The sequence below is a fragment of the Streptomyces atriruber genome (assembly GCF_001418325.1).
GTDB lineage: Bacteria > Actinomycetota > Actinomycetes > Streptomycetales > Streptomycetaceae > Streptomyces > Streptomyces atriruber.
Genome location: NZ_LIPN01000385.1, coordinates 1 through 22,989, shown reverse-complemented (window position 1 = coordinate 22,989; position 22,989 = coordinate 1). Strand labels below are relative to the sequence as shown.

The following is a 22,989-nucleotide window of genomic DNA, read 5'->3' as shown; positions in this document are numbered from 1 at the left end:
TGGGGGAACCTGGTTGAATCCCCGGCGGGCACGGCCCACCGAGGATTCAACCAGGTTCCCCCACGGAAGCGCAGGGCGCCGTCGCGTCAGTGAATCTGCGACGTGCCCTTCAACGGTCCGGCGCCCGGAGGCGCCGCACTGGTCCGCACCGGATTCGCGCCCCCCGGCACCACGGCGTCCGCCGCCTGCGGCAGCTTGATGCCGGGCATCGCGGCGGTGTGGCGGCCGGGCTCCGCCGGGCGTATCAACGGGGAGATGGCGGCGGTGCCTGCCAGCATCGGCGCCGTCAGCTCGTACACGGAGTCGCGGGAGCGCAGGGGCTGCGCGGGGGCTCCGGGCAGCAGGGGTCCCGACACCTCCGTCGGCGCGACCGGCGCCGACAGGGCGCCGGGGCGCTGGCCCTGGGGCGACAGCGGATTGCCGCCGCCGCGACGGCGCACGGAGTCGGAGGTGGCGGCGGTGCCCGAACCCTGGCTGCGCTGCGGGGTCACATTGCTCCCCGAGCCGCCCGCGCGGGTGTCACCCGAGTCGACGGGGACGCCCACCGTGACACCGCCGAGGGCGATCGCGGCCATCGACACCGCACCCGCCGCCGCGAACGCGAAACGACGCCCGCGCCAGGCCGGACGCTCCGCCTCGGGCCGCCGGTTGACCTCGTGGATGCGGAAGCCGCGCTGCTCGCTGGGCAGCACCGCGGCATGGGCTCCCGCCGGGACGTACTCCACGAAGGGCTCGGTGCTCACGCCGAAGATCCCGTTCCGCGGAAGTCCCGCGGAATCGGTCGATCCGGTGGCGAACCCGTCACCGGCACCGGGTCCTCCGGACGGCCCGGAACCGCCCCCTGGAAGACCTTGGAGGCGGGCGAGGAAACTCTCGGTGGGCGGCGGCGGGGCCGCCTGCGCGAAAACGCTCTTCAGGCGACGCTGCGCGTCGGCCTCCGTCTTGCACATCGGACAGGTCGCCAGATGTGCGAGGACGCGCTCGCGCGCGTCATGGCCCAACTCGCCGTCCACAAGGGCTGCGAGCCGGTCCCCCAGATGCTGCTCGGCCTCGGCTACATGCCGTTCGGCAGGATTCGACCGTGATCCACTCACGCGGTCGCGCCCCCTCCTCCCAGCGCCACGGCTCCCGTGACCGCCAGCGAACGACGCTCGGCGCGAGCCTCGGGAGACCGGTGCTGGAGGGCCTTGCGCAGCTGCGAGCGGCCCCGGTGGATACGGCTGCGGACCGTACCGAGCTTGACGCCGAGGGTTGCGGCGATCTCCTCGTACGAAAGGCCTTCGATGTCGCAGAGGACGACGGCCGCACGGAACTCGGGCGCGAGGGTGTCCAGCGCCTGCTGGACGTCCGCGTCGAAGTGCGTGTCGTTGAACACCTGCTGGGGCGACGGCTCGCGGCTCGGCAGCCGCTCCGCGGCGTCGTCCCCGAGCGCGTCGAAGCGGATGCGCTGCTTGCGGCGCACCATGTCCAGGAAGAGGTTCGTGGTGATGCGGTGCAGCCAGCCCTCGAACGTGCCGGGGGTGTAGGTCGAGAGGGACCGGAAGACACGGACGAAGACCTCTTGCGTGAGGTCCTCGGCGTCGTGCTGGTTGCCGGTCAGGCGGTACGCCAGGCGGTACACGCGACCGCTGTGCGTGCTGACGATCTCCTCCCAGGTGGGCGGAGTCCACGCCTGCGATTCCGCGTCAGCGGCAAAGGTCGCGGTCTGAGCGGAGTCGTTGGCACGGATGCGGTCAGCGGTGTCGGTCACGGATTTCGGCCCACCCGCCAATCCGAGAAAGCGCCGGAGCACTCCTCCCCGATTTGCGGACTCGGCCGCACCTCCCCTGTCGGCTCTGGTGGTGTCCAGTGGAGCCCCTACCATAACCACCTCGCCCGTTAGCTCCGGATAAGCGTTTTTACGTGAATTTGGTACGGGCTTCGCTGCAGGTGTCCTGCCCCTGCGAGCCGCCCACTTCCAGTCTTGATCCATCCGTTACCCCCGCTGCGCGTCCACCCCCTATAAACGCGCGGTCCCATCTGCGGGTTCCCGCCCCCAACGGATACAGTCACGGCCAGGCAACCACGGGGACAGGAGAGGGCCATTACCGGCAACCGGCAGACGGGCTGGGCGTTCGCCGACGCCTTTGTCGCCGAGGACGAGGCATTGCGCTGGGCCCGGGACCGGGCCCGGGAGGCAGGCCTGCCCTCGGTGTCTCCCGGCACCGGCGCCGCGCTGCGCATGCTCGCCGCCACGGCTGACGCGAAAGCGGTGGCCGAAATCGGTACGGGCACGGGAGTGTCGGGGATCCACCTGCTGCACGGCATGCGGCCGGACGGCGTACTGACCACCGTCGACCCCGAGCCCGAGCGCCAGCAGTTCGCCCGGCAGGCCTTCCGCGCGGCCGGCTTCGCGGGCAACCGCGCGCGTTTCATCCCGGGCCGCGCCCTCGACGTCCTGCCGCGCCTCGCGGACGGCGGGTACGACCTCGTGTTCTGCGACGGGGACCGTCTGGAGTCCCTGGAGTACCTCGCTGAATCGTTGCGCCTGCTGCGGCCCGGCGGCCTCGTCTGCTTCGAGGGCGTCTTCGCGGACGGCAGGACCGTCGACTCAGGACCCCAGCCCGTCGAGGTGCTGCGGCTGCGCGAGCTGCTGCGCGCGGTGCGCGAGAGCCAGGATCTGATTCCCTCGCTGCTGCCGGTGGGCGACGGCCTGCTCTGCGCCGTCAAGCGGTGATCCCGGGCCCATCGGGCCCGCGCCGACCCCGTACAAGCCCGTACAACCCCCCGCAAACAGCACTGCCCCGGCTCGTCGTACGATGCCGGGGCAGTGAAAAGAGTGTGCGCGCTTCCGCGTCAGCCGACGACCTTCTTCAGGGCGTCGCCGAGCGCGTCGGCCTCGTCCGGAGTCAGTTCGACGACAAGTCGTCCGCCGCCTTCGAGCGGAACGCGCATGACGATGCCCCGCCCCTCCTTGGTCACCTCGAGCGGGCCGTCGCCCGTCCGCGGCTTCATGGCCGCCATGCTCGTTCCCCTTCCTGAAACCAGCTCATCGCAGCCGACAACCCAGGTGTCACCGGCATCGAACACATTGCTTCCAGGCCATTATCCCGCATGGCGGGACCCGATGACCAACATCGGTCGGCATCGCTTGGGCAACGCGCGCCCGCAAAACCACCCAATTCGGCGATGTGGCTGCGATACTTCGCCGCCCCATACGCCTCAGGGGCCCGGAATTCTTTGACGCAGGTCACATAGATGGGCTCATGCCGGACCCCGATGATCTCCGTCATGCTGAGCTCCTACGTACTGGACCAGCGGAGGGGGCCACCATGGCCGACAGCGTGCTCTACGAGGTGAGTGACGGCCTCGCGACGATCACGATCAATCGTCCCGAGGCGATGAACGCCATGAACACGGAGGCCAAGGTAGCCCTGCGGGAGGCCGCGCGGGCGGCCGCCGCCGACGAGGCCGTGCGCGCGGTGCTGCTCACCGCGACGGGCCGCGCCTTCTGCGTGGGCCAGGACCTCAAGGAGCACATCGGCTTCCTCGCCGCGGACCGCGAGGCGGGCACCGGACAGACGATGAGCACGGTCAGGGAGCACTACAACCCGATCGTCCGGGCGCTCACGGGCATGCCGAAGCCGGTCGTGGCGGGCGTCAACGGCGTCGCCGCGGGGGCCGGCCTCGGCTTCGCCCTCGCCGCCGACTACCGGGTGGTCGCGGACACCGCGAAGTTCAACACCTCCTTCGCGGGCGTCGCGCTGACCGCCGACTCGGGCGTCTCCTGGACGCTGCCGCGCGTGATCGGCCCCGGCCGGGCCGCCGACCTGCTGCTGTTCCCGCGCAACATCGACGCACGGGAGGCGTACGACCTGGGCATCGCCAACAAGATCGTGCCCGCCGCCGACCTCGCCGCCGAGGCCGCGCAGGTGGCCCGCACCCTGGCCGAGGGCCCAACGCTGGCCTACGCGGCGCTCAAGGAGTCCCTCGCCTACGCGGCGGGCCACTCCCTGGACGAGGCGCTGGACAAGGAGGACGAGCTGCAGGGCAAGGCGGGCGCGTCCGAGGACCACACGATCGCCGTCCAGGCCTTCATCGCCAAGGAGAAGCCGAAGTACCTGGGGCGCTGAGGGCGCCGCGGGCGCCGGTCGGCACCGGCTACGCCGCCTCGCGGGCCACGCAGTCCGCGAGGTGGTCGTCGACCAGGCCGCAGGCCTGCATCAAGGCATACGCCGTGGTGGGGCCGACGAAGCGGATGCCGCGCTTCTTGAGGGCCTTGGACAGGGCCGTGGACTCGTCGGTGATCGCGGGCACGTCGGCGAGCGTCCGGGGGATCCCGCGGGTCGCCGGGTCCGGCGCGAAGGACCAGATCAGGGAGTCCAGTTCGCCCTCGGGCCAGTCGGCGAGCACGCGCGCGTTGGCGAGGGTCGCGTCGATCTTGGCCCGGTTGCGGATGATCCCCGGGTCGGCCAGGAGCCGCTCGCGGTCCTTGTCGGTGAACTCCGCCACGGAGGCGATCCGGAACTCGGCGAAGGCGGCTCGGAAGCCCTCGCGGCGGCGCAGGATCGTGATCCAGGAGAGGCCGGACTGGAAGGCCTCGAGGCAGAGCCGCTCGTACAGCGCGTCGTCGCCGTGGACCGGGCGGCCCCACTCCTCGTCGTGATACGTCACGTAGTCCTCGGTGGACAGGCCCCAGGGGCAGCGGAGTCCGCCGTCCGGGCCCGGCACCGCGCCGGTCTCGCTGCTCACTGGTCGTCGCCCTTCTTGTCCTCGGCCTCGCCCGGTTCGTACCCCTCGAAGAGGGCGGGGCCCGCGACCGCGGTGGCCTGCGCCCCGGCGAGGGCGGCCTCCAGCTCGGCGATGCGGGCGTCCCGCTCGGCGAGCTCGGCGCCGAGGCGGCCGAGCACGTCGTCCACCTCGCCCATGTGATAGCCCCGAAGGGTCATCGGGAAGCGCACCGCGTCGACGTCCGCGCGGCGCAGCGGCCGGTCCGGGGGCAGCGGGTCGGTGAACCGCTCGGGCGCGGCGTCGGGCAGCGCTCCGCTCTCGCCGCCGCCGATGACGGCGAGGGTCACCGCGCCGACCACCACGACGAGGGCGATGACCAGGAACAAGAACAAGACCATCTCTTCAGGCCCTCACGCTCGACTGCCCGTGCTCAAACTGTCAGGGTCCGATCGTGCCACGTGCCTCTGACAGTTAAGGTCACAGGCGGCCGCACCGCGACTAGGACCCAGGAGGACCACAGGGGATGCTCAGGCTTGGCAGGCGCGAGTTCGACGCGCACGAGCCGGTGATCATGGCGATCGTCAACCGGACCCCGGACTCCTTCTACGACCAGGGCGCCACGTTCCGCGACGAACCCGCCCTCGCGCGCGTGGAGCAGGCCGTGGCCGAGGGCGCGGCGATCATCGACATCGGCGGGGTCAAGGCGGGCCCGGGCGAAGAGGTGAGCGCGGCGGAGGAGGCGCGCCGGACGGTCGGCTTCGTCGCCGAGGTCCGCAAGCGGTTCCCCGATGTGGTGATCAGCGTCGACACCTGGCGGCACGACGTCGGCGAGGCGGTCTGCGAGGCGGGCGCCGATGTGCTCAACGACGCGTGGGGCGGCGTCGATCCGAGGCTCGCGGAGGTCGCCGCGCGGTACGGGGCGGGCCTGGTCTGCACGCACGCGGGCGGCGCCGAGCCGCGCACGAGGCCGCACCGCGTCACGTACGACGACGTGATGGCGGACATCCTGCGCGTGACGGTCGGCCTGGCCGAGCGCGCGGTGGAACTCGGCGTGCCGCGCGAGTCCGTGATGATCGACCCGGGCCACGACTTCGGCAAGAACACCCGGCACAGCCTGGAGGCCACCCGCAGGCTGGAGGAGATGGTGGACACGGGCTGGCCCGTCCTGGTCTCCCTGTCCAACAAGGACTTCGTGGGCGAGACCCTCGACCGGCCGGTCAAGGAGCGCGTGATCGGCACCCTGGCGACGACAGCGGTCTCGGCCTGGCTGGGCGCGCAGGTGTACCGCGTGCACGAGGTCGCGGAGACGAAGCAGGTCCTGGACATGGTGGCGGCGATCGCTGGGCACCGGGCCCCCGCCGTCGCGCGCCGCGGACTGGCCTGAGGCCCCGCCCGCACCCGGACGGGGTCCGGCACGGCCGGGCGAAGCCCGGGAGGCGCCCCGGCGCCGAGCGGCGCGAGCGCGGCACGAGGAAGAGGCCATGGTGGCGACGGTCGCGGGGCACGGGCCCCCGGCGGTCGCCCGCCGAGGGCTTGCGTGAACTCCCCTTCGGGGAGTTCTTCCGCTACTTCCCGACTTCCTTCGTCACCAGGGAGATGGCCTCCTCGACGTCGTCCGTGACGTGGAAGAGGAGCAGGTCGGCCTCGGAGGCCTTGCCCTGGGCGATGACCGTGTTCTTGAGCCAGTCGACCAGGCCGCCCCAGTACTGCGAGCCGAAGAGGACGATCGGGAACCGCGTGACCTTGCGGGTCTGGACGAGGGTGAGCGCTTCGAAGAGCTCGTCCAGGGTGCCGAGGCCCCCGGGCAGGACCACGAAGCCCTGCGCGTACTTCACGAACATCGTCTTGCGGACGAAGAAGTAGCGGAAGTTGACGCCGATGTCGACGTAGGGGTTGAGGCCCTGTTCGAAGGGCAGCTCGATGCCGAGGCCGACCGACGTGCCCTTCGCCTCGACGGCGCCCTGGTTGGCGGCCTGCATCGCGCCGGGCCCGCCACCCGTGATCACCGCGAAGCCGGCCTCCACGAGCGCCTTGCCGATCTCGACGCCCGCGGCGTACTCCGGCGACTCCTCCCCGGTGCGCGCCGAACCGAACACGCTGATCGCGGGCGGAAGTTCGGCCAGGGTGCCGAAGCCCTCGATGAACTCGGACTGGATCCGCAGGACTCTCCAGGGATCCGTGTGGACCCATTCGGAGGGTCCGTCGGAGTCGAGGAGACGCTGATCGGTGGTACCGGCCTGCACCTGGTCCCGGCGGCGCAGCACCGGGCCGAGCCGCTGCTCCTCGGGACGCTTACCTGCAGCGCGGGCAGCACTGTCATCGGAATTGCTCATCGTCTGCTCCCTCCATGCGTACGTCTGTCACAGCGTAGGTCTACGCGGGTTACGTACGAGGGACGTCGGGATGTCCGGCATCAGGAGCCTCGTCCGGCTACGACGTCAGCCAGGACCTCAGCTTCTCCTCCGCCAGCGGGATCAGGGACGCCTCGACGCGTTCGTCGATCTTGTGCGCGAGCAGTGGGTTGCCGGGGCTGTAGTTCACGGCGGGCACGCCGAGCGCGCTGAAGCGGGAGACGTCCGTCCAGCCGAACTTGGGGCGCGCCTCGCCGCCGACGGCCGCCATGAACGCAGCGGCGGCCGGGTGGGTGAGGCCGGGGCGGGCCGCGCCCGTGTGGTCGTCGACGATGAACTCGTCGACGCCGCAGTCCGCGAAGTAGTCGCGCACGAAGGCGAGGGCCTCGTCCTCGCTGCGGTCCGGGGCGTAACGGAAGTTGACGGTGACGGTGCACTCGTCGGGGATGACGTTGGTGGCGACGCCGCCCTCGATGCGGACGGCGTTGAGGCCCTCGTGGAACTCCAGTCCCTCCACCACCGGCTTGCGGGGCTCGTACGCGGCGAGCTTCTGGAGGATCGGGGTGGCCGCGTGGACGGCGTTGGAGCCCATCCACGCGCGCGCGGAGTGCGCCCGTACGCCCTTGGTCCTCAGGAGGACGCGCAGGGTGCCCTGGCAGCCGCCCTCGACCTGTCCGTCGGTCGGTTCGAGGAGGACGGCGAAGTCACCGGCCAGCCAGTCGGGGTGGGCCTCGGCGACGTGTCCGAGGCCGTTGAGGTGCGCGGCCACCTCTTCGTTGTCGTAGAAAACGAAGGTGAGGTCGCGGTTGGGCTCGGTCACCGTCTGCGCGATGCGGAGCTGGACCGCGACGCCCGACTTCATGTCGCAGGTGCCGCAGCCCCACAGGACGCCGTCCTCGTCGAGGCGGGACGGCACGTTGTCCGCGATCGGCACCGTGTCGATGTGCCCGGCGAGGATGACCCGCTCCGCGCGGCCGAGGTTCGTGCGGGCCACCACGTTGTTGCCGTGCCGGTCGACCGTGAGGTGCGGCAGGGCGCGCAGGGCTTCCTCGATGGCGTCGGCGAGCGCCCTCTCCTCGCCGCTCGGGGACGGGAAATCGACCAGTCGCGCGGTGAGCTCCGCGGCGTCGAGCGTGAGGTCAAGCGGTGTGTGAGGCATGCCGACGACCCTAAGCCAGCGGGCGGTGCCGGCTGTCGGTGGACTCCAGTACCTTGGACGCGTGCCTGAGCCCCCCACCCCCGTCCGGCGCGGCCGTCTCCTGCGTATCGGGGCCGCGGCCGCCGTGCTGCTCGCCGTCGTGGGCTATGTGGCGCTGCAGTACGTGTACGGGGGCAAGCCCGAGCCGCGGTGCACGGTGGTGTCGGGGAAGGGCGACGGCGCTTCGTACACCTTCACGGCCGAGCAGGCGGAGAACGCCGCGACGGTCGCGGTGGCCGGCACCTCGCGCGGGATGCCCGAGCGCGCGGTGACCATCGCCCTCGCCACCGCCCTGCAGGAGTCCGGCCTGCGCAACATCGCGCACGGCGACCGGGATTCGCTCGGCCTCTTCCAGCAGCGCCCCTCGCAGGGCTGGGGCAACGAACGCCAGATCATGGACCCGGCGTACTCGGCGGGCCGTTTCTACGAGCACCTGGCCGAGGTCCCCGGCTATTCGCGGCTGCCCCTCACGGTCGCCGCGCAGCGCGTGCAGCGCAGTGGATTTCCGCAGGCCTACGCCAAGCACGAGCCGGACGCCGCGCTGCTCGCCGCCGCGCTGACGGGCCGCGCGCCCGCCGCCTTCGACTGCGAGGGCCGCCCCGGCACGGACCCCGGCGGCCCCGCGAAGGTGCGCGCCGCCCTGCTCCGCGACTTCGGCCGCGAGGTGCGTCCCGGTGCGCCCCAGGGGCGCACGATGACGGTTCCGGTGCCTGCCCCGCTGGCCACCGACCGGGCCCCGCAGCGCGGCTGGGAGCTGGCGCACTGGGCCGTGGCGCAGTCCTCGGCGCTGCACATCGAGCGGGTGTCGTACGGCGGGCGGGTGTGGCGCTCCGGAGGGGCCGGGAAGTGGCACCGGGCGGATCCGGAAGCGGAGAAGAACGGGGCCGCGGGGCCGGGCGGGGCCAGGGACGAGGTCCGGATCATGACCGGGCAGTAGTGCGACCGGTCCCCCGATGGAGGCATGCCGAGTGCTACGGACCGACACCGTGTCCGACTTTCCCGCCCGGCTCCCGCCGAAACCTCGAATCCCTTGAGATCACCAGGGATTAAGGTTTCTGCAGCGGATCGGCCCCGATGCTCTTTGCCCGTTTTTATCCGCAGCCGATAATGCGACGCATTGCCAACTCTTTACGTTGGCGCACCGAAACCTTCGCGGACTTCGAGCGGTAGTCACTGCGTCCGATCGCCGGAAGCCGTCCGGTGGAACGCCGGATCCGATCCGGCCGGACGACCCAACGTTCTCTCCCGTCTGAAGGAGCATCATGTCCCTCCCCCTGACCCGCCGGATCGCCCGTGCCGCGCTGCTCAGCGCCGCGGGTGCAGCTTCCGTGGTCGGTGCGGCCGGCTCCGCGAGCGCCGTTGATCTTCCGGCCGCCCCCGACCTGGGCGGCATCTCCGCCATGGACGGCGACGGTCTCGGCAACACCGTCGACGATGCGGCTCAGAACGTCAGCAACCTCGCCGGTGACACCGGCAGCAAGGCCGTGGAGAAGTCCGTCCCGACCGCGGGCAAGGCCGTGGGCCGGGTCGGCAAGACCGCCGCCCCCGCCGCCCAGCAGGCCGCCGGTGACGTCGCGGGCGGCGCGGGCAAGGCGCTCGGCGAGACCGCCGACTCGGCCACCGGTGGCGGACTGCCCACCGACGCGCTGACCAAGGGCGGCCTCCCCACCGACCAGCTGCCGGTCAAGAGCCTCCCCCTCGGCTGATCACCGGCACGCACACGGAGGGCCCGGAGCCATTGGCTCCGGGCCCTCCGCCGTGCTCACCGCCGCTGCGGTCACACCGCCGCGCTCACGCGAGGCGTTCGACCGCCGCGGCGACGCGCTCGTCCGTCGCCGTCAGGGCGACGCGCACGAAGCGGTCGCCCGCCGGGCCGTAGAAGTCGCCGGGCGCCACCAGGATGCCCAGCTCGGCGAGGTGGCCCACGGTGTCCCAGCAGGATTCGTCGCGGGTCGCCCACAGGTACAGGCTCGCCTCGCTGTGCTCGATCCGGAAGCCGTGCTTCACCAGCGCGTCGCGCAGAGCGGTGCGCCGGGCCGTGTACCGCTCGCGCTGCTCGCGCACGTGCTCGTCGTCGCCGAGCGCCGCCACGACGGCCGCCTGGGTCGGCGCGGAGGTCATCATGCCGCCGTGCTTGCGGATCTGCAGCAGGTCCCCGAGGACGGCCTCGTCACCGGCGATGAACGCCGCGCGGTAGCCCGCCAGATTGGACCGCTTGGAGAGCGAGTGGACGGCGACGATCCCCTCGTACGAACCACCGCACACGTCCGGGTGCAGGACCGAGACCGGCTCGGCCTCCCAGCCGAGTTCCAGGTAGCACTCGTCGCTGACGAGCAGCACGCCGTGCTCGCGGGCCCACGCGACGGTGCGGGTGAGCTCCTCGCGCGAGAGGACCCGGCCGGTCGGGTTCGACGGCGAGTTGAGCCAGAGCAGCCTGAGGTTCGTCGGGTCGAGCTCGGTGGGGTCGTCGTAGGCGACGTACTCCGCACGGGCCAGGCGCGCGCCCACCTCGTACGTCGGATAGGCCAGCCGCGGGTAGGCGACCACGTCGCCCGGGCCGAGGCCCAGCTGCGTCGGGAGCCAGGCCACCAGCTCCTTGGAGCCGACGACCGGCAGTACGTTGCGGTGCGTGAAGCCACGGGCGCCGAGCCGCCGCTCGCACCAGCCGGTGAGCGCGTCGCGCAGCTCGGCCGTGCCCCAGACCGTCGGATAGCCCGGCGAGTCCGCGGCCGCGATCAGCGCTTTCTGGATCAGCTCGGGGACCGGGTCCACGGGGGTGCCCACCGACAGGTCGACGATGCCGCCGGGGTGGGCGGCCGCCGTGGCCTTGTAGGGCTCGAGCTTGTCCCAGGGGAAGGTGGGAAGCCGGTCGGAGACTGCGGACACGTGGTGACTCCCGTGCTGGTACTGGTCGTTGCAAACGCCTCGGTCCCGTGCGGCGAAGATGCCGTACGGGACCGGGGCGACGCTCGGGCTGCCGTTACTGGTTCTGCGGCGGCAGGGCGGCGATGAAGGCGTGGTCGCGCTCGATCAGACCGAGCTTGCTCGCGCCACCGGGCGAACCGAGCTCGTCGAAGAACTCGACGTTCGCCTTGTAGTAGTCCTTCCACTCCTCAGGAGTGTCGTCCTCGTAGAAGATCGCCTCGACCGGGCAGACCGGTTCGCAGGCTCCACAGTCGACGCATTCGTCCGGGTGGATGTACAAGGACCGGGAGCCCTCGTAAATGCAGTCGACCGGGCACTCCTCGATGCACGCCTTGTCCTTGACGTCGACACAAGGCTGCGCGATGACGTAGGTCACGCTGTCGTTCCTCCTCGATACGGGCGTTGGCGGGCCGTCCTCAGGCTCCGCTCGCCTGGCGCGCGGGAGCGCGGCGTCGTCGATGCCCACCCCTAGTATCTCCGTTCCTGGGCATGATCCGAACAGGAGGGGCTTACAGAGCTGTGGAATTCACTGCCGGCGGACGACTCGAGGTCCGTATCACCCCTGCTGACGTGGGCAAACGAGTCTCTGTACGGCGCTTGAGCGACGCTTTGATCTCGGGCGAGAAGTTCACCGACACGGTGGGCGTTCTCGCATCGTGGAACGACGGTGTGGTACTCATCACACGACGGGACGGCGAAAGCGTCCGGATCCCGGAACGCTCCCTGGTCGCAGGCAAGGTCGTACCGGCCGCGCCGGCGCGTCGCAGGGGCCCCGCCGCCTCGTACGAGGAGCTGGCGCGCGTGTCCGCCCGGGCCTGGCGGCCCGTGGAGAGCGAGCGCCTCGGGGAGTGGGAGCTGCGGTCGGCGGCGGGATTCACCCGGCGGGCCAACTCCGCGCTGCCACTGGGCGATCCCGGGCGGCCGCTGGACGAGGCCCTCCGGCACGTACGCGAGTGGTACGCGGACCGTGGCCTTCCGCCGTACGTACAGACCGCGACCGGCGCCGAAGGCACCCAGGAGCTGCTCTGCGCCGCCCTGGAGGAGCACGGCTGGCGGCGCGAGGTGAGCGCGCAACTGCACATCGGCGGGCTAGCCCCGATCGCGGACCTGGACGCGGACACGGACCGCGTCACGCTGTCCCGGTCCTTCGACGAGCCGTGGCTGCGGCGGTACAAGCGGTTCGGGGTTCCCGGGCCGCATGTGCTCGAGGTGCTGGCGGGCGGGCCCTCGGTATGGTTCGCTTCCGTGCCCGGGAGCGGTGACGCTCCGGCCGCCATCGGGCGGTGCGTGGTGGACGGGCGCTGGGCGGGCTTCATGGCGGTCGAGGTGGCCCCGGAGCACCGGCGCGAGGGGCTCGCCACCGCGGTGATGACCGCGCTGTCCCGGCAGGCCCTGTCCGAGGGCGCTTCGGCGGCCTGGCTGCAGGTCGAGGACGACAACGACGGCGCGCGGGCGCTGTACGACGGGATGGGTTTCGCCGCGCATCACGCCTATCACCACTATCGGTACGGCCCCGCCTGAGCGGGAGCGGGAGAGCGTCAGACCGGCGGAACACGGCAGGCACGGCAGGCACGGCAGGCACGGCAGGCACGGCAGGCACGGCAGGCACGGCACAGCAGAGCACGGCACGGAAACAGCGCCCGGCGAGGGCAGACACGAGGCACGTATGCACGCGGAGTCCGGCGAATGGCGGCGGCGGTTCGCCGAAGAGGCAAGGTCCGAACGGCCCGGTCTCGCACCGCTGTGCCTGCTGATCGGCACCGAGGCGGACCCTTCCCTCGACGACGCGGGGATCGACGCCGCCGAGATCGAACTCGACCGCCTCGCGGGCCTGCTGCCGTTCCGCCCCGGCGGACCGCGCGAGTGGGCCACGGCGATGGCGGAACTCCTCGGTGAGCGGTGCGGGTTCGAGGGGACGCCGGGCGACTACCAGCGGCTGGACTCCTCTCTGCTGCACCAGGTCCTGCGGCGCCGCAGAGGGCTGCCCATCCTGCTCTCCGTGGTGTGGATGGAGGTGGCGCGGCGCGCGGGCGCCCCGGTGTACGGGGTGGCGCTGCCGGGCCACTTCGTCGTCGGGTTCGGGCCCAAGGACGACCAGATACTCGCCGATCCCTTCGACGGCGGACGGCTGCTGACGGGGTCCGACGCGGAGCTCCTGGTGGCGGAGACGGCGGGCACGGGCATCCAGCCGTCGATGCTGACGCCCGCCGACCCGCTGAACATCGTGCAGCGCATCCTCAACAACATCCGCGCCTGGGCGGCCGCCAGGCCCGAGCGCTCCGACGTCGCGCTGTGGGCCCTGGAACTGTCGCTCCTGCTGCCCGCCCATCCGGCCCGCCTGCGCTACGAACGTGCCCAACTCCTCGTACAGCGGGGCGACTTCCTCGGCGGCGCGACGGAGCTCGACGCCTACGCGGATGTAGTGACGACGGTGGAGCCGACCACGGCGGAGCGGGTCCGCCAGCAGGCGCGGGCCGCGCGGGCGATGCTGAACTGAACCGCGGCCGGGGAGCGCGGCCCCGCCCCGGTCGACGTATCGATCGAGGCGACCGGGCACGAGGGACGTATGCACCCCCGACCCCCCGGAACCACCGAGTGGCGGCGGCTGTTCGCGGCCGAGGCAGGGTCGCCCCGGCCCGACCTGTCGCTGCTGTGCCTGCTGATCGGCACCGAGGCGGACCCTTCGCTGGACGAGGCGGGCATGGACGCCGCGCGGCGCCTGCTCGACCGGCTGGCGGAGCAGGTCGCGGCCGGCCACCGGTCCTGCCGGGCCGGCGGGCCCCTGGCCTGGGCCGTGGCCACGTCCGAACTCCTCGGCGCGAGCCATGGGTTCAAGGGCAGACCCGGCGACTACCAGCGACTGGACTCCTCCCTCCTGCACCAGGTCCTGCGGCGCCGCAGAGGGCTGCCCATCCTGCTCTCCGTGGTGTGGATGGAGGTGGCGCGGCGGGCCGGCGCGCCCGTCCACGGAATCGCGCTGCCGGGCCACTTCATCGTGGGCTTCGGCCCTCCGGAGGACCGCGTGCTGGCCGATCCGTTCGGTGGCGGGCGGCTGCTGTCCGGCATGGACGTGGAGCTCCTCGTCGCGGCGGCGACGGGGACCCCGACGGCGCCTTCGCTGCTGGGCACCGCGGGGCCGCTGGACATCGTGGCGCGCATCCTCAACAACATCCGCGTCTGGGCCGCGTCCCGTCCCGAGTGCTCCGACGTATCGCTCTGGGCGGTCGACCTCTGCCTGCTGCTGCCCACGCCGTCGCCGCGACTGCACTACGAGCGTGCCCAACTCCTCGTACAGAAGGGGGAGTTCCAGGCGGGCGCGCGGGAGCTCGACACCTACGCCGACGAGGTCGCCGCGCTGGACCCGACGACGGCCGACCGGGTGCGGCGGCAGGCACTGGGGGCACGGGCGATGCTGAACTGACGACCGGGGCGACCGGGGTGTCCGGGACGACCGGGGCGGTGGGGCTTCAGAGCCAGCCCTTGTCCCGGGCCGTCCTGACCGCCTCCGCGCGGTTGCGGACCGCGAGCTTCTGGATCGCCGTCGAGAGGTAGTTGCGGACCGTGCCCTGGGAGAGGTGCAGGGCGGTGGCGAGCTCGGCGTTGGTGGCGCCGTCGGCCGCCGCGCGCAGCACCTCGCGCTCGCGGTCGGTCAGCGGGTTCGCGCCCTCGGCGAGGGCGGCCGCGGCCAGCGTGGGGTCGATGACCCGCTCCCCCGCGAGCACCTTGCGCACCGCCTCGGCGAGCTGGGCCGCGGGGGCGTCCTTGACCAGGAACGCGTCGGCACCGGCCTCCATGGCGCTGCGCAGATAGCCGGGGCGGCCGAAGGTGGTGAGGACGACGACCTTCGCCCCCGGCACGTGCGCGCGCAGTTCGGCGGCCGCCTCGATGCCCGTGCAGCCGGGCATCTCGATGTCGAGCAGCGCCACGTCCACGGCGTGCTCGCGCGCCGCCGCGAGCACCTCGTCGCCGCGGGACACCTGGGCGACGACCTCGATGTCCGGTTCGAGGCCGAGCAGCGCCGCGAGGGCCTCCCGGACCATCGCCTGGTCCTCGGCCAGCAGGATCCTGATGACGTCGCCCGCACCGCCGGCGCTCTCCCCGCGGCTTTCGCCGTTCCCGCCGCTCCCGCTGCTCATGAGGGGGATCCTACGGTGGCCTTCGCCAGGGGTACGCGGACTGCCAGGCGGAACCCGCGGCGTGCGCCGGGACCCGTCTCCAGGACCCCGCCGACCGCCTCCACGCGCTCCACGAGCCCCGCCAGGCCGTTGCCCGCCACGGCCCCGGCACCACCCACCCCGTCGTCCTCCACGGAGAGCTCCAGGAGCCGCCCTTCGAGCGTCTGGCGCGCCGTGAACGCCACCGTGCAGCGCCGGGCCCCGCTGTGCCGCACGACGTTGGTCACGGCCTCCCGCAACGCCCAGGCCAGCGCCGCCTCGGCCTCCTCGCCCGGCAGTTCGGCGGGCGGCTCCAGCGGCACCTCGGCGTCGACACCGGCGGCGGTGAGCGCCGTGCGCGCGCCCGCGAGCTCACCGGCGAGGGTGCGCCGCCGATAGCCGGAGACCGCCTCGCGCACGTCCACCAGGGCCTGTCGGCTGACCTGTTCGATGTCGGCGACCTGCTGGGCGGCCTTGTCGGGGTCGGCGGGGAGCATCCGCCCGGCGAGCTCGCTCTTGAGCGTGATCAGGGAGAGCGAGTGGCCCAGCAGGTCGTGCAGGTCCCTGGCGAGCCGCAACCGCTCTTCGTTGGCGGCGAGTTGGGCGACGGTGGCGCGAGCCTGGCGGAGCTGGACCGTGGTGCGGATCAGCTCGCGGACGCCGGACATTGCGAAGCCCACCAGGAGTGTGATCACCCCGAGATTGGTGACCAGGTCGCCGAGGCCGTCGTCGCGCAGGCCGACCAGGATCATCAGGAGGGTGACCGCGGGGATGACGCCGAGCGCGTACCGCACCGGCAGGACGGCCCCCGCGGAGACCGAGACGTACACGAAGAGGCCGAGCCAGTTGTCGCCGAAGCCGAAGGCGAGGACCGACGCGAGGACCACGAGCAGCGCGAAGGACACGATGACGGCGCGCCACCGCAGGATCCTGGTGGTGTAGCGGAAGACGAGGGTCAGATAGCAGGCCACGAAGAGCGCGAGGCCGAGCGAGCCGAGCACCGTGGCCGGGGGCGTGTGGCGGCCCTCCGCCAGGTCCCGGACCGGAGCGCTCAGGAACACCAGCCAGACGCCGATCCAGGCCGACTTCGTGAGGAGCTGGCGGCGGCCCTGCGGCGGCCGCCCGAACGTGTACACGGGATGGAGTTCGCTGCACCCAGCGTCTGTCGCGTTCACGCCTTCAGTGTGTCCTTCCGGTACAGCCACGCCGCGCCGCCCGCGAAGAGCAGGAAGTAGGCGACCAGCAGCGTGATGTCCTTCGCGTGCGGAGCCTCGCCCAGTTCGATGGCCTGCCCGAGGGCAGCGTACGCGTGGGTGGGCAGCCAGGACGCGGTCTCCCGCAGCCAGTGCGGGAACGTCGTCACCGGCATCCACAGGCCGCCGAGGATGGAGAGCCCGAAGTAGGTGATCATCGTGATCGGGCGCACGGCGTCGCCGGTCGCGAGGTAGCCGATGGCCACGCCGAGCGCGGCGAAGCAGAGGCTGCCCGCCCAGATCGAGCCGGTCAGCGCCAGCCACTGCCAGGCCTCGAAGCGGACGTCCTTGAAGATCGCCGCGACGGCGAACACCACGACGATGGAGGGCAGGCTGACCACGGCCGCGCTCGCGGTCTTCGCGAGGACGTAGCCGCGCCCGGGCAGGGCCGTCAGGCGCAGCTGCCGCACCCAGCCGCTCTCGCGCTCCTTGGCGATGCGCTCGCTGTTGCCCATGAGTACGGCGGTGAGGGCGCCGAAGGACGCCATCGAGACCATCATGAACGCGGGGACGGACAGCCCGGTCCCGGGGACCTGGTCGGCACCGCTCCGGCTGCCCGCGATGATCACGAAGAGCATCGAGGGGTAGATGACGGAGAAGAAGAGGAACTTGCGGTTGCGCAGGGCGCGGGTGATCTCGAGCTTGATCAGACTGTTCATCGGGTCCTGGCCTCCTCGGCCTCGGTGATCGCCACGAAGGCCTGCTCAAGGCCGAGCCCGGCGACTTCGAGGTGGCGGGGGTAGAGGCCGAGCCCGTACAGCGCGTGCACGGTGGCGTCGGCGTCCGTCGACTGGATGCGGACCGTGTGGCCCATGATGTCGAGCGTGGTCAGGAAGGGCAGCGCGCGGAGCTGCTCCGTGCGTTCCGGGTCGATCCGCTCCAGGTCGAAGGCGACCTTGCGGGCGCCCGCCTTCGCCTTGATCTCGGCCGCGGTGCCGTCCGCGAGGAGGCGGCCGCGGTGGAGGACCAGGACGCGGTCGGCTATCGCGTCGGCCTCCTCCAGGTAGTGCGTGGCGAAGAGGACCGCGCGGCCCTGGTCCGCCTGCTCCCGCATGGTGGCCCAGAACGCCTGGCGGGCGGTGACGTCCATGCCGGTGGTCGGCTCGTCGAGCACGATGAGGTCGTGGGCGCCCGCCGTGGCGAGCGCGAAGCGGACGCGCTGTTCCTGGCCGCCGGAGAGCTTGTCGGCCTTGCGGTCCGCGATCTTGGTGATGCCCGCGTGGGCGAGCACGTCGTTCACGCGGTACGGATCGGGGTGCAGGTCGCAGGCGAGCCTCACCAGCTCGCGCACGGTCACCTCGCCCATCAGGCCGCCGCTCTGCAGCATGGCGCCGACCCGGCCCGCGGTGATCGCCTCGCGCGGCTCCGTCCCGAAGACCCGCACCGTGCCGCTGTCCGGCCGCCGCAGGCCGAGCAGCAGGTCGAGAGTGGAGGACTTGCCCGCGCCGTTCGGCCCAAGGAGCGCCACCGTCTCCCCCGGGCGGAGGTCGAGGGTCAGGCCGTCGACGGCGCGGACGTCACCGAAGCTCTTGGTCACCTGCTCGAAGCTCACCACGTCGGCGGTGGGCGGGGCTGTGGTCGTCGTCATGCCGAACATCGTCACAAAAGCGCAGGTGACGGCGGCAGTGTCGGTTGTGGTGACTCCGGGATGACAGATGTCATGTGTCAGGTGTCAGGTGTCATGCGAAAGGCCGGACGGCGGCCCCGAACGACTCGGGGAAACCGTCCGGCCTCCGTGTGCCGGGCAGGATCAGCTCGCGTTCGTCTCGATGACCCCGATGCGCTCGGCGGGCGTCTTGCCGGTCAGCGCCTTGCCCATCGCCTGGGCCACGTCGGTCGCCTGGACCGGCGTCTTGGAGCCGTTGCCGCGCTGGATCAGGACGCCGTCGAAGACGTTGCCGTACAACTTCTTGAGCTCTTCGAGGTTGTAGTGCACCTGGAGGGTGCCGTCCTTGAGCGCCTTCGTCTCGAGGATCTTCGGCAGCGACTTCTCGGGGCCGAAGGGGATCGACTTGGCGCCCGCCTTGATGGTGACGTTGGCGGACATGGCCGGCTTGGCGAACCGGGTCATGAACTTGTCGACCTCGGCCTTGGAGACGGCCGGCTTGCGCGTCGTGACCGGCACCTGGACCGTGCCCGCGCTGCCCGTCTCGACCTGCTTCTTGTACGCGTCCGCGACCGCCGTGGTCGACGCCTGCGGGTCGATGCCCTTGCCGACCTTGCCGTAGACCGGCACGGCCTTGCCCGGCACGAAGTTCACCGTGCCCTCCTGCGCCGTGCCCGAGCCGCCCGCGGCACGCTCCAGGGCCGCCGCCAGCTTCTCCTCGTCGACGGGCATGACGGGCTCGACGACGCGCTGGCCGCCGAAGAGCGAGCCGATCACCGAGACGGGGTTGTAGTCGCTGCCCGCGGCCTCGCGGACCGTGGCCTGGCTGTCCAGGGTCAGGCCCGACTGGTCCGGCTTGAGGTTGACGGTGTCCCCGTCCACCGACAGCTTCAGGGACTTGGTGACGCGCTCGTCGAGGGCCGCGTCGAGCTTCTGGACGGCCTCGTCGCGGGTGCCGCCGCCGATGTCGACGCCGAGCACGGTGGTGCCCTTCGGGACGTCGGCGTGGTTCATCAGCAGGCCCGCGCCGTACGCCCCGCAGCCCACGACCACGACGGCGACCGCGAGGAGGACCAGCTTGTTGCGGCCCTTCTTCTTCGCCTTCGCCTTCGGCGCGGCCGCGGCGGGCGGCACGTCGGAGCGGACCGGCTCGGGCAGCTTCGGCGGGGTGTGCGGCACGGGGCCTTCGCCCTGCGGCCCGGTCGCGAACGGCGAGTTGTCCTGCGCGGGCGGCACGACGGGGATGCCGCTGGTGAGGGTCTCACCGGAGACGTTGGAGCCGGGCGCGGGAGCGCCGGGGCCGCCGGGGGTCCCCGGACCGCCGGGACCACCGGGTCCGCCGACGGGAGGCCGCGGACCGCCGGGCGGCGGCGAGACCGGACCGGCCTTCTGCGGCGTGAGGATCGCGGTGTCGTCGCCCATGGCGCCGGAACGGGGCGGCCGCGCGCCGGAGTTGGCGGGGCCGCCCGGGGCGCCGGGGCCACCGTGCGCACCAGGAGCGCCCGGAGCGCCCTGGCCAGACGGGCGGGCGGCCGGGGGCGTCGGAGGCGCCAGCGGGCTGTCACCCGTGACGGGACCGCCGGTCGGACCGGCCGGGGGCCGGGAGCCGCCGGGGCCGCCCGAACCGCCGGAGAAGTACGGCAGATCGCCGCGCTGCGGGTCGCCCTGCGGGTCGCCCTGCGGGGCGCCCGTGCCGAGGGGGCCGGACGCCACGGCGCCGGACACGTCGAAGGAGCCCGTGCCGGATCCGTTCGTCCCGGAACCCGCGGGGCCGGACGAACCGGCGGGGCCGGAGGAGCCACCTGCCCCGCTCCCGCCCTCGTTCCGGGCGGGCTTGCGCGGCGCGAACCAGTCGCTCGTCTTCTCCTCGGCCGGGGAGGCGGATCCCGTGCCACCGTCGCCCGGAGCGGCGGAACCGGCGGCGACCGGGGCTCCGGCCCCCGTCGTCCTGCCCGTCTCCCCTGCACCGGGGGTACCGGGAGCACCGGGAGCGCCAGGTGCACCGGGAGCGCCCGGCGCGCCACCGTCGCGGCGGCCGCCGTCCAGGGGCACGGACTCCCCGCGCGGACCCTCGTCACCGACGGGCGTGCGCATGACGACCGGCGGGATGGGCCGCGAACCGGGGATGTTGATCCGGATGCGGGTGGTCAGCGTGGTCTGCGTCTCGGGCTCGTCGGGCCGCTCTTCGGCGGCCTGCCGCCGCGCTCCGTCCATACCGCCGTCAGCGGCAGCACCTTGTGCCGGGGAGCCGTACGGCGGCGTCCCCGAGGGGTAGGCGGCTCCACCGCGCCCCTGGGGCCCGGAGGACGAACTGTCAGTTTCACGACTCAAGGCAGGTTCTCCTGGTTGACTCCGCCGCCCGTCTCGACCTCATCCGGGGTCCCCCCGGCCGGAGGTCGGGGAGGCTCGGCGGCCGCACCACCATACTGGCCGCCGTCGGCACTCATTCCGTGACCGGCGTCAAACCCGTGCGGGACACGGGCCGAAGTGGTACGTCACTTGCCAAGTCGGGCGGCGGGCGCGCTCGGTTGCGGCCCCTGCCCGAGCGTGGCGCACATCACAGCGACGGCCATTCCGCCGAGCAGAAAGCCGTACGAACCGAGACCCGCGCCGAAGATGAAGTCGCCCTCGGGTCTGGTGGCGGTGAGCAGCATGACCACGACCAGCCAGCCGGCGGCGGGCGCAACGGCCCCCGCTCTGGTGCCGATCACCCGCGACCCGCCGTAGAAGAGACCGGCGGCGCCGACGAGCGCGAGCAGCAACCCCGCGGGGAAGAAGCCGCCTTGGACGAGCGACCCGGCGACGCCGACGACGGCGCCGAGCACGAAGAGCAGGGCGTAGGCGGCGAGCCGTCCCGCCCTCAGGGGCTGTGCGAGGAAGCTGCCGGGTGCTCCGGCGGCACCCGCGCCGGACGTCGGTCCTGAGCCCGCCCCCGGCGGGGTGGGCGGCTTGGAGGCCCCGGAACCGGCCCCCGACGACGCACGGGAACGCGTACTCACAGCGCGGTCACCTCAGCCACATCCGTCACCCTTTCGAGTCCCGCGAAGAGATCGGTCTCGCGGGACGCTCCTTCTGCCGACGCTTCTCCCCGCACCAGCTCGTAGTACTCCACATCGAAAATCGGCTGGGCGAGCTCGTTGGAGAGGATGAAGAGCGGACCGCTCACCGTGATCTGGGTGGCGTGGGCCGCCATCGCCGCCGCCTTGGCCGCCTTGTAGGGACGGCCGTCGATCTCCGTCGTGATCCGCTCGTCGTCCGTGACGCCGGGCACGTCGGCGACGACGGCGGGCGTGCCGAACGGCGAGTGCCGCAGCGCGCCCGACATCCACCGGAAGCGTTCCTCGACCACGGACCGCGGTGCGCGGTTCCAGTAGATCTTGTCGATGGTGTGGGGCGCGCCGAGGTCCGCGCGGAAGGCGGACTCGGAGGCGAGCTCGGCCGCGCGCATGGCGACGCGGTGCGCCTGGATGTGGTCGGGGTGGCCGTACCCCCCGTCGGGGTCGTACGTCACCAGGACCTGGGGGCGCACCTCGCGGATCACCTCGACGAGGTGCGCGGCGGCCTCGTCGAGGTCCGCCGACCAGAAGGCGCCGGAGCGGCTGTTCTGCTCGACGCCCATCATTCCGGAGTCGCGGTAGCGCCCCGTGCCGCCGAGGAAGCGGTGGTCGGTGACCCCCAGCTCCTTCATGGCGGCCGCCAGCTCCCCGATGCGCTGGGCGCCCAGGGAGTCCTCTCGGTCGGCGGCGAGATGGGCGAGCTCGGCCGGAATGACCTCGCCCTCCTCGCCCAGCGTGCAGGTCACCAACGTGACACGAGCGCCCTCGGCCGCGTACTTGGCCATGGTCGCGCCGGTGGTGATCGACTCGTCGTCGGGATGCGCGTGCACGAGCAGCAGGCGCCGGGCGGGCAGTTCCGTCATGGGACCACCCTACGAGCCCGCGTCAGAACTTGATGTCGCCGATCATCCCGGCCACGTTCGTGGTCAGCTCGTTGATGGTGGGGGCGACGGACGAGCTCGCCAGATAGAAGCCGAGCAGCGTGCAGACGACCGCGTGCCCCGCTTTGAGCCCTGACTTCTTGACCAACAGGAAGACGATGATCGCCAGCAGCACCACCGCCGAAATCGAGAGTGCCACGGCGGTCACCTCCAACTCGTTGTCGTACCCCAGTGCGGACCCCAGCAGGTTCATACCCACCAAGCGCTACGGATCATAACTATCCGTGCGGACGCATGAGTCGGAGCACAGCAGCACAGGGGGCGCATGAGCCATAGGCTCGGGGGATGACCACCGAGAACCCCGGAATTCCCAGGCCCGACGAGAGCCAGGCGCAGCGGCTCTCCTTCCCGCGTCAACATGCCCGGACCCAGCGCTTCACCCTCGGCGCGCCCCGTGCGTTCACGGTCGCGCCGGACGGGTCGCGCGTCGCCTTCCTGCGCTCCTCCGACGGCACCGACCGGGCGAACCGGCTCTGGGTGCTCGACGTGTCGGACGGCGGCTCGGAGCGGGTCGCGGCCGATCCGCACGTGCTGCTCGGCGGTGCGGCCGAGCAGTTGTCCGCAGAGGAGCGCGCACGGCGCGAGCGCAGCCGTGAGGGCGGCGCGGGCATCGTGGGCTACGCGACGGACGCCGCGGTGGAGCTGGCCGCGTTCGCGCTTTCCGGACGTCTCTTCACCGCGGAGCTGCGCGCGGGCACGGCGCGCGAACTGCCCGTGCCGGGACCGGTGATCGACCCGCGCCCCTCCCCGGACGGTCGGCACGTGGCCTACGTGGCGCAGGGCGCCCTGCGCGTG

General features: G+C 72.3%; 26 protein-coding genes and 1 pseudogene. 9 read left to right on the top strand and 18 right to left on the bottom strand.

Annotated elements, in window-relative coordinates; translation table 11 throughout:
* Positions 1–86: 86 nt before the first annotated feature.
* Complete coding sequence (locus AOK03_RS33100) at positions 87–1,013, bottom strand: zf-HC2 domain-containing protein (protein WP_425264432.1); 927 nt, start codon at positions 1,011–1,013, stop codon at positions 87–89.
* Between the two features lie 77 nt (positions 1,014–1,090).
* Complete coding sequence (sigE, locus tag AOK03_RS33095; protein ID WP_208609644.1) at positions 1,091–1,864, bottom strand: RNA polymerase sigma factor SigE; 774 nt, start codon at positions 1,862–1,864, stop codon at positions 1,091–1,093.
* Positions 1,865–2,017: 153 nt separating this feature from the next.
* Between sigE and AOK03_RS33090 the strand changes: the two genes are divergently transcribed.
* The gene (locus AOK03_RS33090) at positions 2,018–2,716 is read left to right on the top strand and encodes an O-methyltransferase (protein ID WP_079075109.1); all 699 of its coding nucleotides are present in this window, start codon (positions 2,018–2,020) and stop codon (positions 2,714–2,716) included.
* 119 nt (positions 2,717–2,835) lie between these two features.
* Here the strand turns inward: AOK03_RS33090 and AOK03_RS41415 are convergent, their stop codons facing one another.
* Both AOK03_RS41415 and AOK03_RS42880 read right to left on the bottom strand, forming a co-directional pair.
* On the bottom strand, positions 2,836–3,003 hold the full coding sequence (locus AOK03_RS41415) for a DUF3117 domain-containing protein (protein ID WP_003966491.1): 168 nt from the start codon (positions 3,001–3,003) through the stop codon (positions 2,836–2,838).
* Entirely contained in the window at positions 2,991–3,272 is a 282-nt protein-coding gene (locus tag AOK03_RS42880) for a hypothetical protein (RefSeq protein WP_157869145.1), read from the bottom strand. The genes AOK03_RS41415 and AOK03_RS42880 overlap by 13 nt, the downstream gene beginning before the upstream one ends.
* Positions 3,273–3,311: 39 nt before the next feature.
* Between AOK03_RS42880 and chcB the strand changes: the two genes are divergently transcribed.
* Positions 3,312–4,112, top strand: coding sequence for a 2-cyclohexenylcarbonyl CoA isomerase (gene chcB / locus AOK03_RS33085; RefSeq protein ID WP_055569069.1), 801 nt, complete (start codon positions 3,312–3,314; stop codon positions 4,110–4,112).
* Between the two features lie 28 nt (positions 4,113–4,140).
* Here chcB and AOK03_RS33080 read toward each other — a convergent pair whose 3' ends face one another.
* Both AOK03_RS33080 and AOK03_RS33075 read right to left on the bottom strand, forming a co-directional pair.
* Positions 4,141–4,731, bottom strand: a complete 591-nt coding sequence (locus tag AOK03_RS33080) for a DNA-3-methyladenine glycosylase I (protein WP_055569068.1) — start codon at positions 4,729–4,731, stop codon at positions 4,141–4,143.
* Positions 4,728–5,108 carry a DivIVA domain-containing protein gene (locus tag AOK03_RS33075; protein WP_055569067.1) on the bottom strand — a complete coding sequence of 127 codons (381 nt, stop codon included), beginning with the start codon at positions 5,106–5,108 and terminating at the stop codon, positions 4,728–4,730. The genes AOK03_RS33080 and AOK03_RS33075 overlap by 4 nt, the downstream gene beginning before the upstream one ends.
* A 125-nt stretch (positions 5,109–5,233) precedes the next feature.
* Between AOK03_RS33075 and folP the strand changes: the two genes are divergently transcribed.
* A complete protein-coding gene (gene folP / locus AOK03_RS33070; protein ID WP_055569066.1) occupies positions 5,234–6,094 on the top strand; it encodes a dihydropteroate synthase in 861 nt (286 codons plus the stop codon).
* A 181-nt stretch (positions 6,095–6,275) separates the two neighbouring features.
* On the opposite strand, the gene AOK03_RS33065 is transcribed toward folP, so the two are convergent.
* On the bottom strand, positions 6,276–7,043 hold the full coding sequence (locus AOK03_RS33065) for an LOG family protein (protein ID WP_055569065.1): 768 nt from the start codon (positions 7,041–7,043) through the stop codon (positions 6,276–6,278).
* A 97-nt stretch (positions 7,044–7,140) separates the two neighbouring features.
* Positions 7,141–8,220: a succinyl-diaminopimelate desuccinylase gene (gene dapE / locus AOK03_RS33060; protein WP_055569064.1), complete on the bottom strand. Its 1,080-nt coding sequence runs from the start codon at positions 8,218–8,220 to the stop codon at positions 7,141–7,143.
* A gap of 61 nt (positions 8,221–8,281) precedes the next feature.
* Here dapE and AOK03_RS33055 point away from each other — a divergent pair, with 61 nt between their 5' ends.
* Entirely contained in the window at positions 8,282–9,196 is a 915-nt protein-coding gene (locus AOK03_RS33055) for a heavy metal transporter (RefSeq protein WP_208609643.1), read from the top strand.
* Positions 9,197–9,521: 325 nt separating this feature from the next.
* Positions 9,522–9,965: a hypothetical protein gene (locus AOK03_RS33050; protein ID WP_055569063.1), complete on the top strand. Its 444-nt coding sequence runs from the start codon at positions 9,522–9,524 to the stop codon at positions 9,963–9,965.
* An 85-nt stretch (positions 9,966–10,050) separates the two neighbouring features.
* On the opposite strand, the gene AOK03_RS33045 is transcribed toward AOK03_RS33050, so the two are convergent.
* Positions 10,051–11,145 carry a bifunctional succinyldiaminopimelate transaminase/glutamate-prephenate aminotransferase gene (locus AOK03_RS33045; RefSeq protein ID WP_055569062.1) on the bottom strand — a complete coding sequence of 365 codons (1,095 nt, stop codon included), beginning with the start codon at positions 11,143–11,145 and terminating at the stop codon, positions 10,051–10,053.
* Positions 11,146–11,239: 94 nt separating this feature from the next.
* Positions 11,240–11,560: a ferredoxin gene (fdxA, locus tag AOK03_RS33040; protein ID WP_030573070.1), complete on the bottom strand. Its 321-nt coding sequence runs from the start codon at positions 11,558–11,560 to the stop codon at positions 11,240–11,242.
* Positions 11,561–11,703: 143 nt separating this feature from the next.
* On the opposite strand from fdxA, the gene AOK03_RS33035 reads away from it, so the two are divergent.
* The 3 genes from AOK03_RS33035 (at position 11,704) to AOK03_RS33025 (ending at position 14,605) form a co-directional block, all read left to right on the top strand.
* Positions 11,704–12,705, top strand: coding sequence for a GNAT family N-acetyltransferase (locus AOK03_RS33035; RefSeq protein ID WP_055569061.1), 1,002 nt, complete (start codon positions 11,704–11,706; stop codon positions 12,703–12,705).
* A gap of 145 nt (positions 12,706–12,850) precedes the next feature.
* On the top strand, positions 12,851–13,681 hold the full coding sequence (locus AOK03_RS33030; RefSeq protein WP_055569060.1) for a transglutaminase-like and tetratricopeptide repeat-containing protein: 831 nt from the start codon (positions 12,851–12,853) through the stop codon (positions 13,679–13,681).
* 69 nt (positions 13,682–13,750) lie between these two features.
* Entirely contained in the window at positions 13,751–14,605 is an 855-nt protein-coding gene (locus AOK03_RS33025) for a transglutaminase family protein (protein ID WP_055569059.1), read from the top strand.
* Between the two features lie 46 nt (positions 14,606–14,651).
* Here the strand turns inward: AOK03_RS33025 and AOK03_RS33020 are convergent, their stop codons facing one another.
* The 8 genes from AOK03_RS33020 to AOK03_RS32985 all read right to left on the bottom strand — a co-directional run bounded on the left by AOK03_RS33020 (position 14,652) and on the right by AOK03_RS32985 (position 22,333).
* Complete coding sequence (locus AOK03_RS33020) at positions 14,652–15,320, bottom strand: response regulator (RefSeq protein ID WP_079075107.1); 669 nt, start codon at positions 15,318–15,320, stop codon at positions 14,652–14,654.
* Entirely contained in the window at positions 15,317–16,513 is a 1,197-nt protein-coding gene (locus tag AOK03_RS33015; RefSeq protein WP_055569058.1) for a sensor histidine kinase, read from the bottom strand. The genes AOK03_RS33020 and AOK03_RS33015 overlap by 4 nt, the downstream gene beginning before the upstream one ends.
* Complete coding sequence (locus AOK03_RS33010) at positions 16,510–17,250, bottom strand: ABC transporter permease (protein WP_055569057.1); 741 nt, start codon at positions 17,248–17,250, stop codon at positions 16,510–16,512. Before AOK03_RS33010 ends, AOK03_RS33015 begins: the two co-directional genes overlap by 4 nt.
* Positions 17,247–18,179, bottom strand: coding sequence for an ABC transporter ATP-binding protein (locus AOK03_RS33005; RefSeq protein ID WP_055569073.1), 933 nt, complete (start codon positions 18,177–18,179; stop codon positions 17,247–17,249). The genes AOK03_RS33010 and AOK03_RS33005 overlap by 4 nt, the downstream gene beginning before the upstream one ends.
* A gap of 162 nt (positions 18,180–18,341) precedes the next feature.
* Entirely contained in the window at positions 18,342–20,528 is a 2,187-nt protein-coding gene (locus AOK03_RS33000; protein WP_079075105.1) for a hypothetical protein, read from the bottom strand.
* Between the two features lie 164 nt (positions 20,529–20,692).
* A complete protein-coding gene (locus AOK03_RS32995) occupies positions 20,693–21,061 on the bottom strand; it encodes a DUF6113 family protein (protein ID WP_055569072.1) in 369 nt (122 codons plus the stop codon).
* A gap of 131 nt (positions 21,062–21,192) precedes the next feature.
* Positions 21,193–22,116: an N-acetyl-1-D-myo-inositol-2-amino-2-deoxy-alpha-D-glucopyranoside deacetylase gene (gene mshB, locus AOK03_RS32990; protein WP_055569055.1), complete on the bottom strand. Its 924-nt coding sequence runs from the start codon at positions 22,114–22,116 to the stop codon at positions 21,193–21,195.
* A gap of 22 nt (positions 22,117–22,138) precedes the next feature.
* The gene (locus AOK03_RS32985) at positions 22,139–22,333 is read right to left on the bottom strand and encodes a hypothetical protein (protein ID WP_055569071.1); all 195 of its coding nucleotides are present in this window, start codon (positions 22,331–22,333) and stop codon (positions 22,139–22,141) included.
* Between the two features lie 146 nt (positions 22,334–22,479).
* On the opposite strand from AOK03_RS32985, the pseudogene AOK03_RS32980 reads away from it, so the two are divergent.
* Positions 22,480–22,989, top strand: a pseudogene (locus AOK03_RS32980) (S9 family peptidase); the annotation flags it as partial.

Bases quoted from the DNA above. Each gene is read 5' to 3' on its own strand.
- AOK03_RS42880 (WP_157869145.1), bottom strand. From the start codon at position 3,272: ATGACGGAGATCATCGGGGTCCGGCATGAGCCCATCTATGTGACCTGC.
- AOK03_RS33010 (WP_055569057.1), bottom strand. From the start codon at position 17,250: ATGAACAGTCTGATCAAGCTCGAGATCACCCGCGCCCTGCGCAACCGC.
- mshB (WP_055569055.1), bottom strand. From the start codon at position 22,116: ATGACGGAACTGCCCGCCCGGCGCCTGCTGCTCGTGCACGCGCATCCC.
- sigE (WP_208609644.1), bottom strand. From the start codon at position 1,864: ATGGTAGGGGCTCCACTGGACACCACCAGAGCCGACAGGGGAGGTGCG.
- folP (WP_055569066.1), top strand. From the start codon at position 5,234: ATGCTCAGGCTTGGCAGGCGCGAGTTCGACGCGCACGAGCCGGTGATC.
- AOK03_RS33020 (WP_079075107.1), bottom strand. From the start codon at position 15,320: ATGAGCAGCGGGAGCGGCGGGAACGGCGAAAGCCGCGGGGAGAGCGCC.
- chcB (WP_055569069.1), top strand. From the start codon at position 3,312: ATGGCCGACAGCGTGCTCTACGAGGTGAGTGACGGCCTCGCGACGATC.
- AOK03_RS33050 (WP_055569063.1), top strand. From the start codon at position 9,522: ATGTCCCTCCCCCTGACCCGCCGGATCGCCCGTGCCGCGCTGCTCAGC.
- AOK03_RS33030 (WP_055569060.1), top strand. From the start codon at position 12,851: ATGCACGCGGAGTCCGGCGAATGGCGGCGGCGGTTCGCCGAAGAGGCA.
- AOK03_RS41415 (WP_003966491.1), bottom strand. From the start codon at position 3,003: ATGGCGGCCATGAAGCCGCGGACGGGCGACGGCCCGCTCGAGGTGACC.
- AOK03_RS33065 (WP_055569065.1), bottom strand. From the start codon at position 7,043: ATGAGCAATTCCGATGACAGTGCTGCCCGCGCTGCAGGTAAGCGTCCC.
- AOK03_RS33075 (WP_055569067.1), bottom strand. From the start codon at position 5,108: ATGGTCTTGTTCTTGTTCCTGGTCATCGCCCTCGTCGTGGTGGTCGGC.
- AOK03_RS33025 (WP_055569059.1), top strand. From the start codon at position 13,751: ATGCACCCCCGACCCCCCGGAACCACCGAGTGGCGGCGGCTGTTCGCG.
- AOK03_RS33005 (WP_055569073.1), bottom strand. From the start codon at position 18,179: ATGACGACGACCACAGCCCCGCCCACCGCCGACGTGGTGAGCTTCGAG.
- dapE (WP_055569064.1), bottom strand. From the start codon at position 8,220: ATGCCTCACACACCGCTTGACCTCACGCTCGACGCCGCGGAGCTCACC.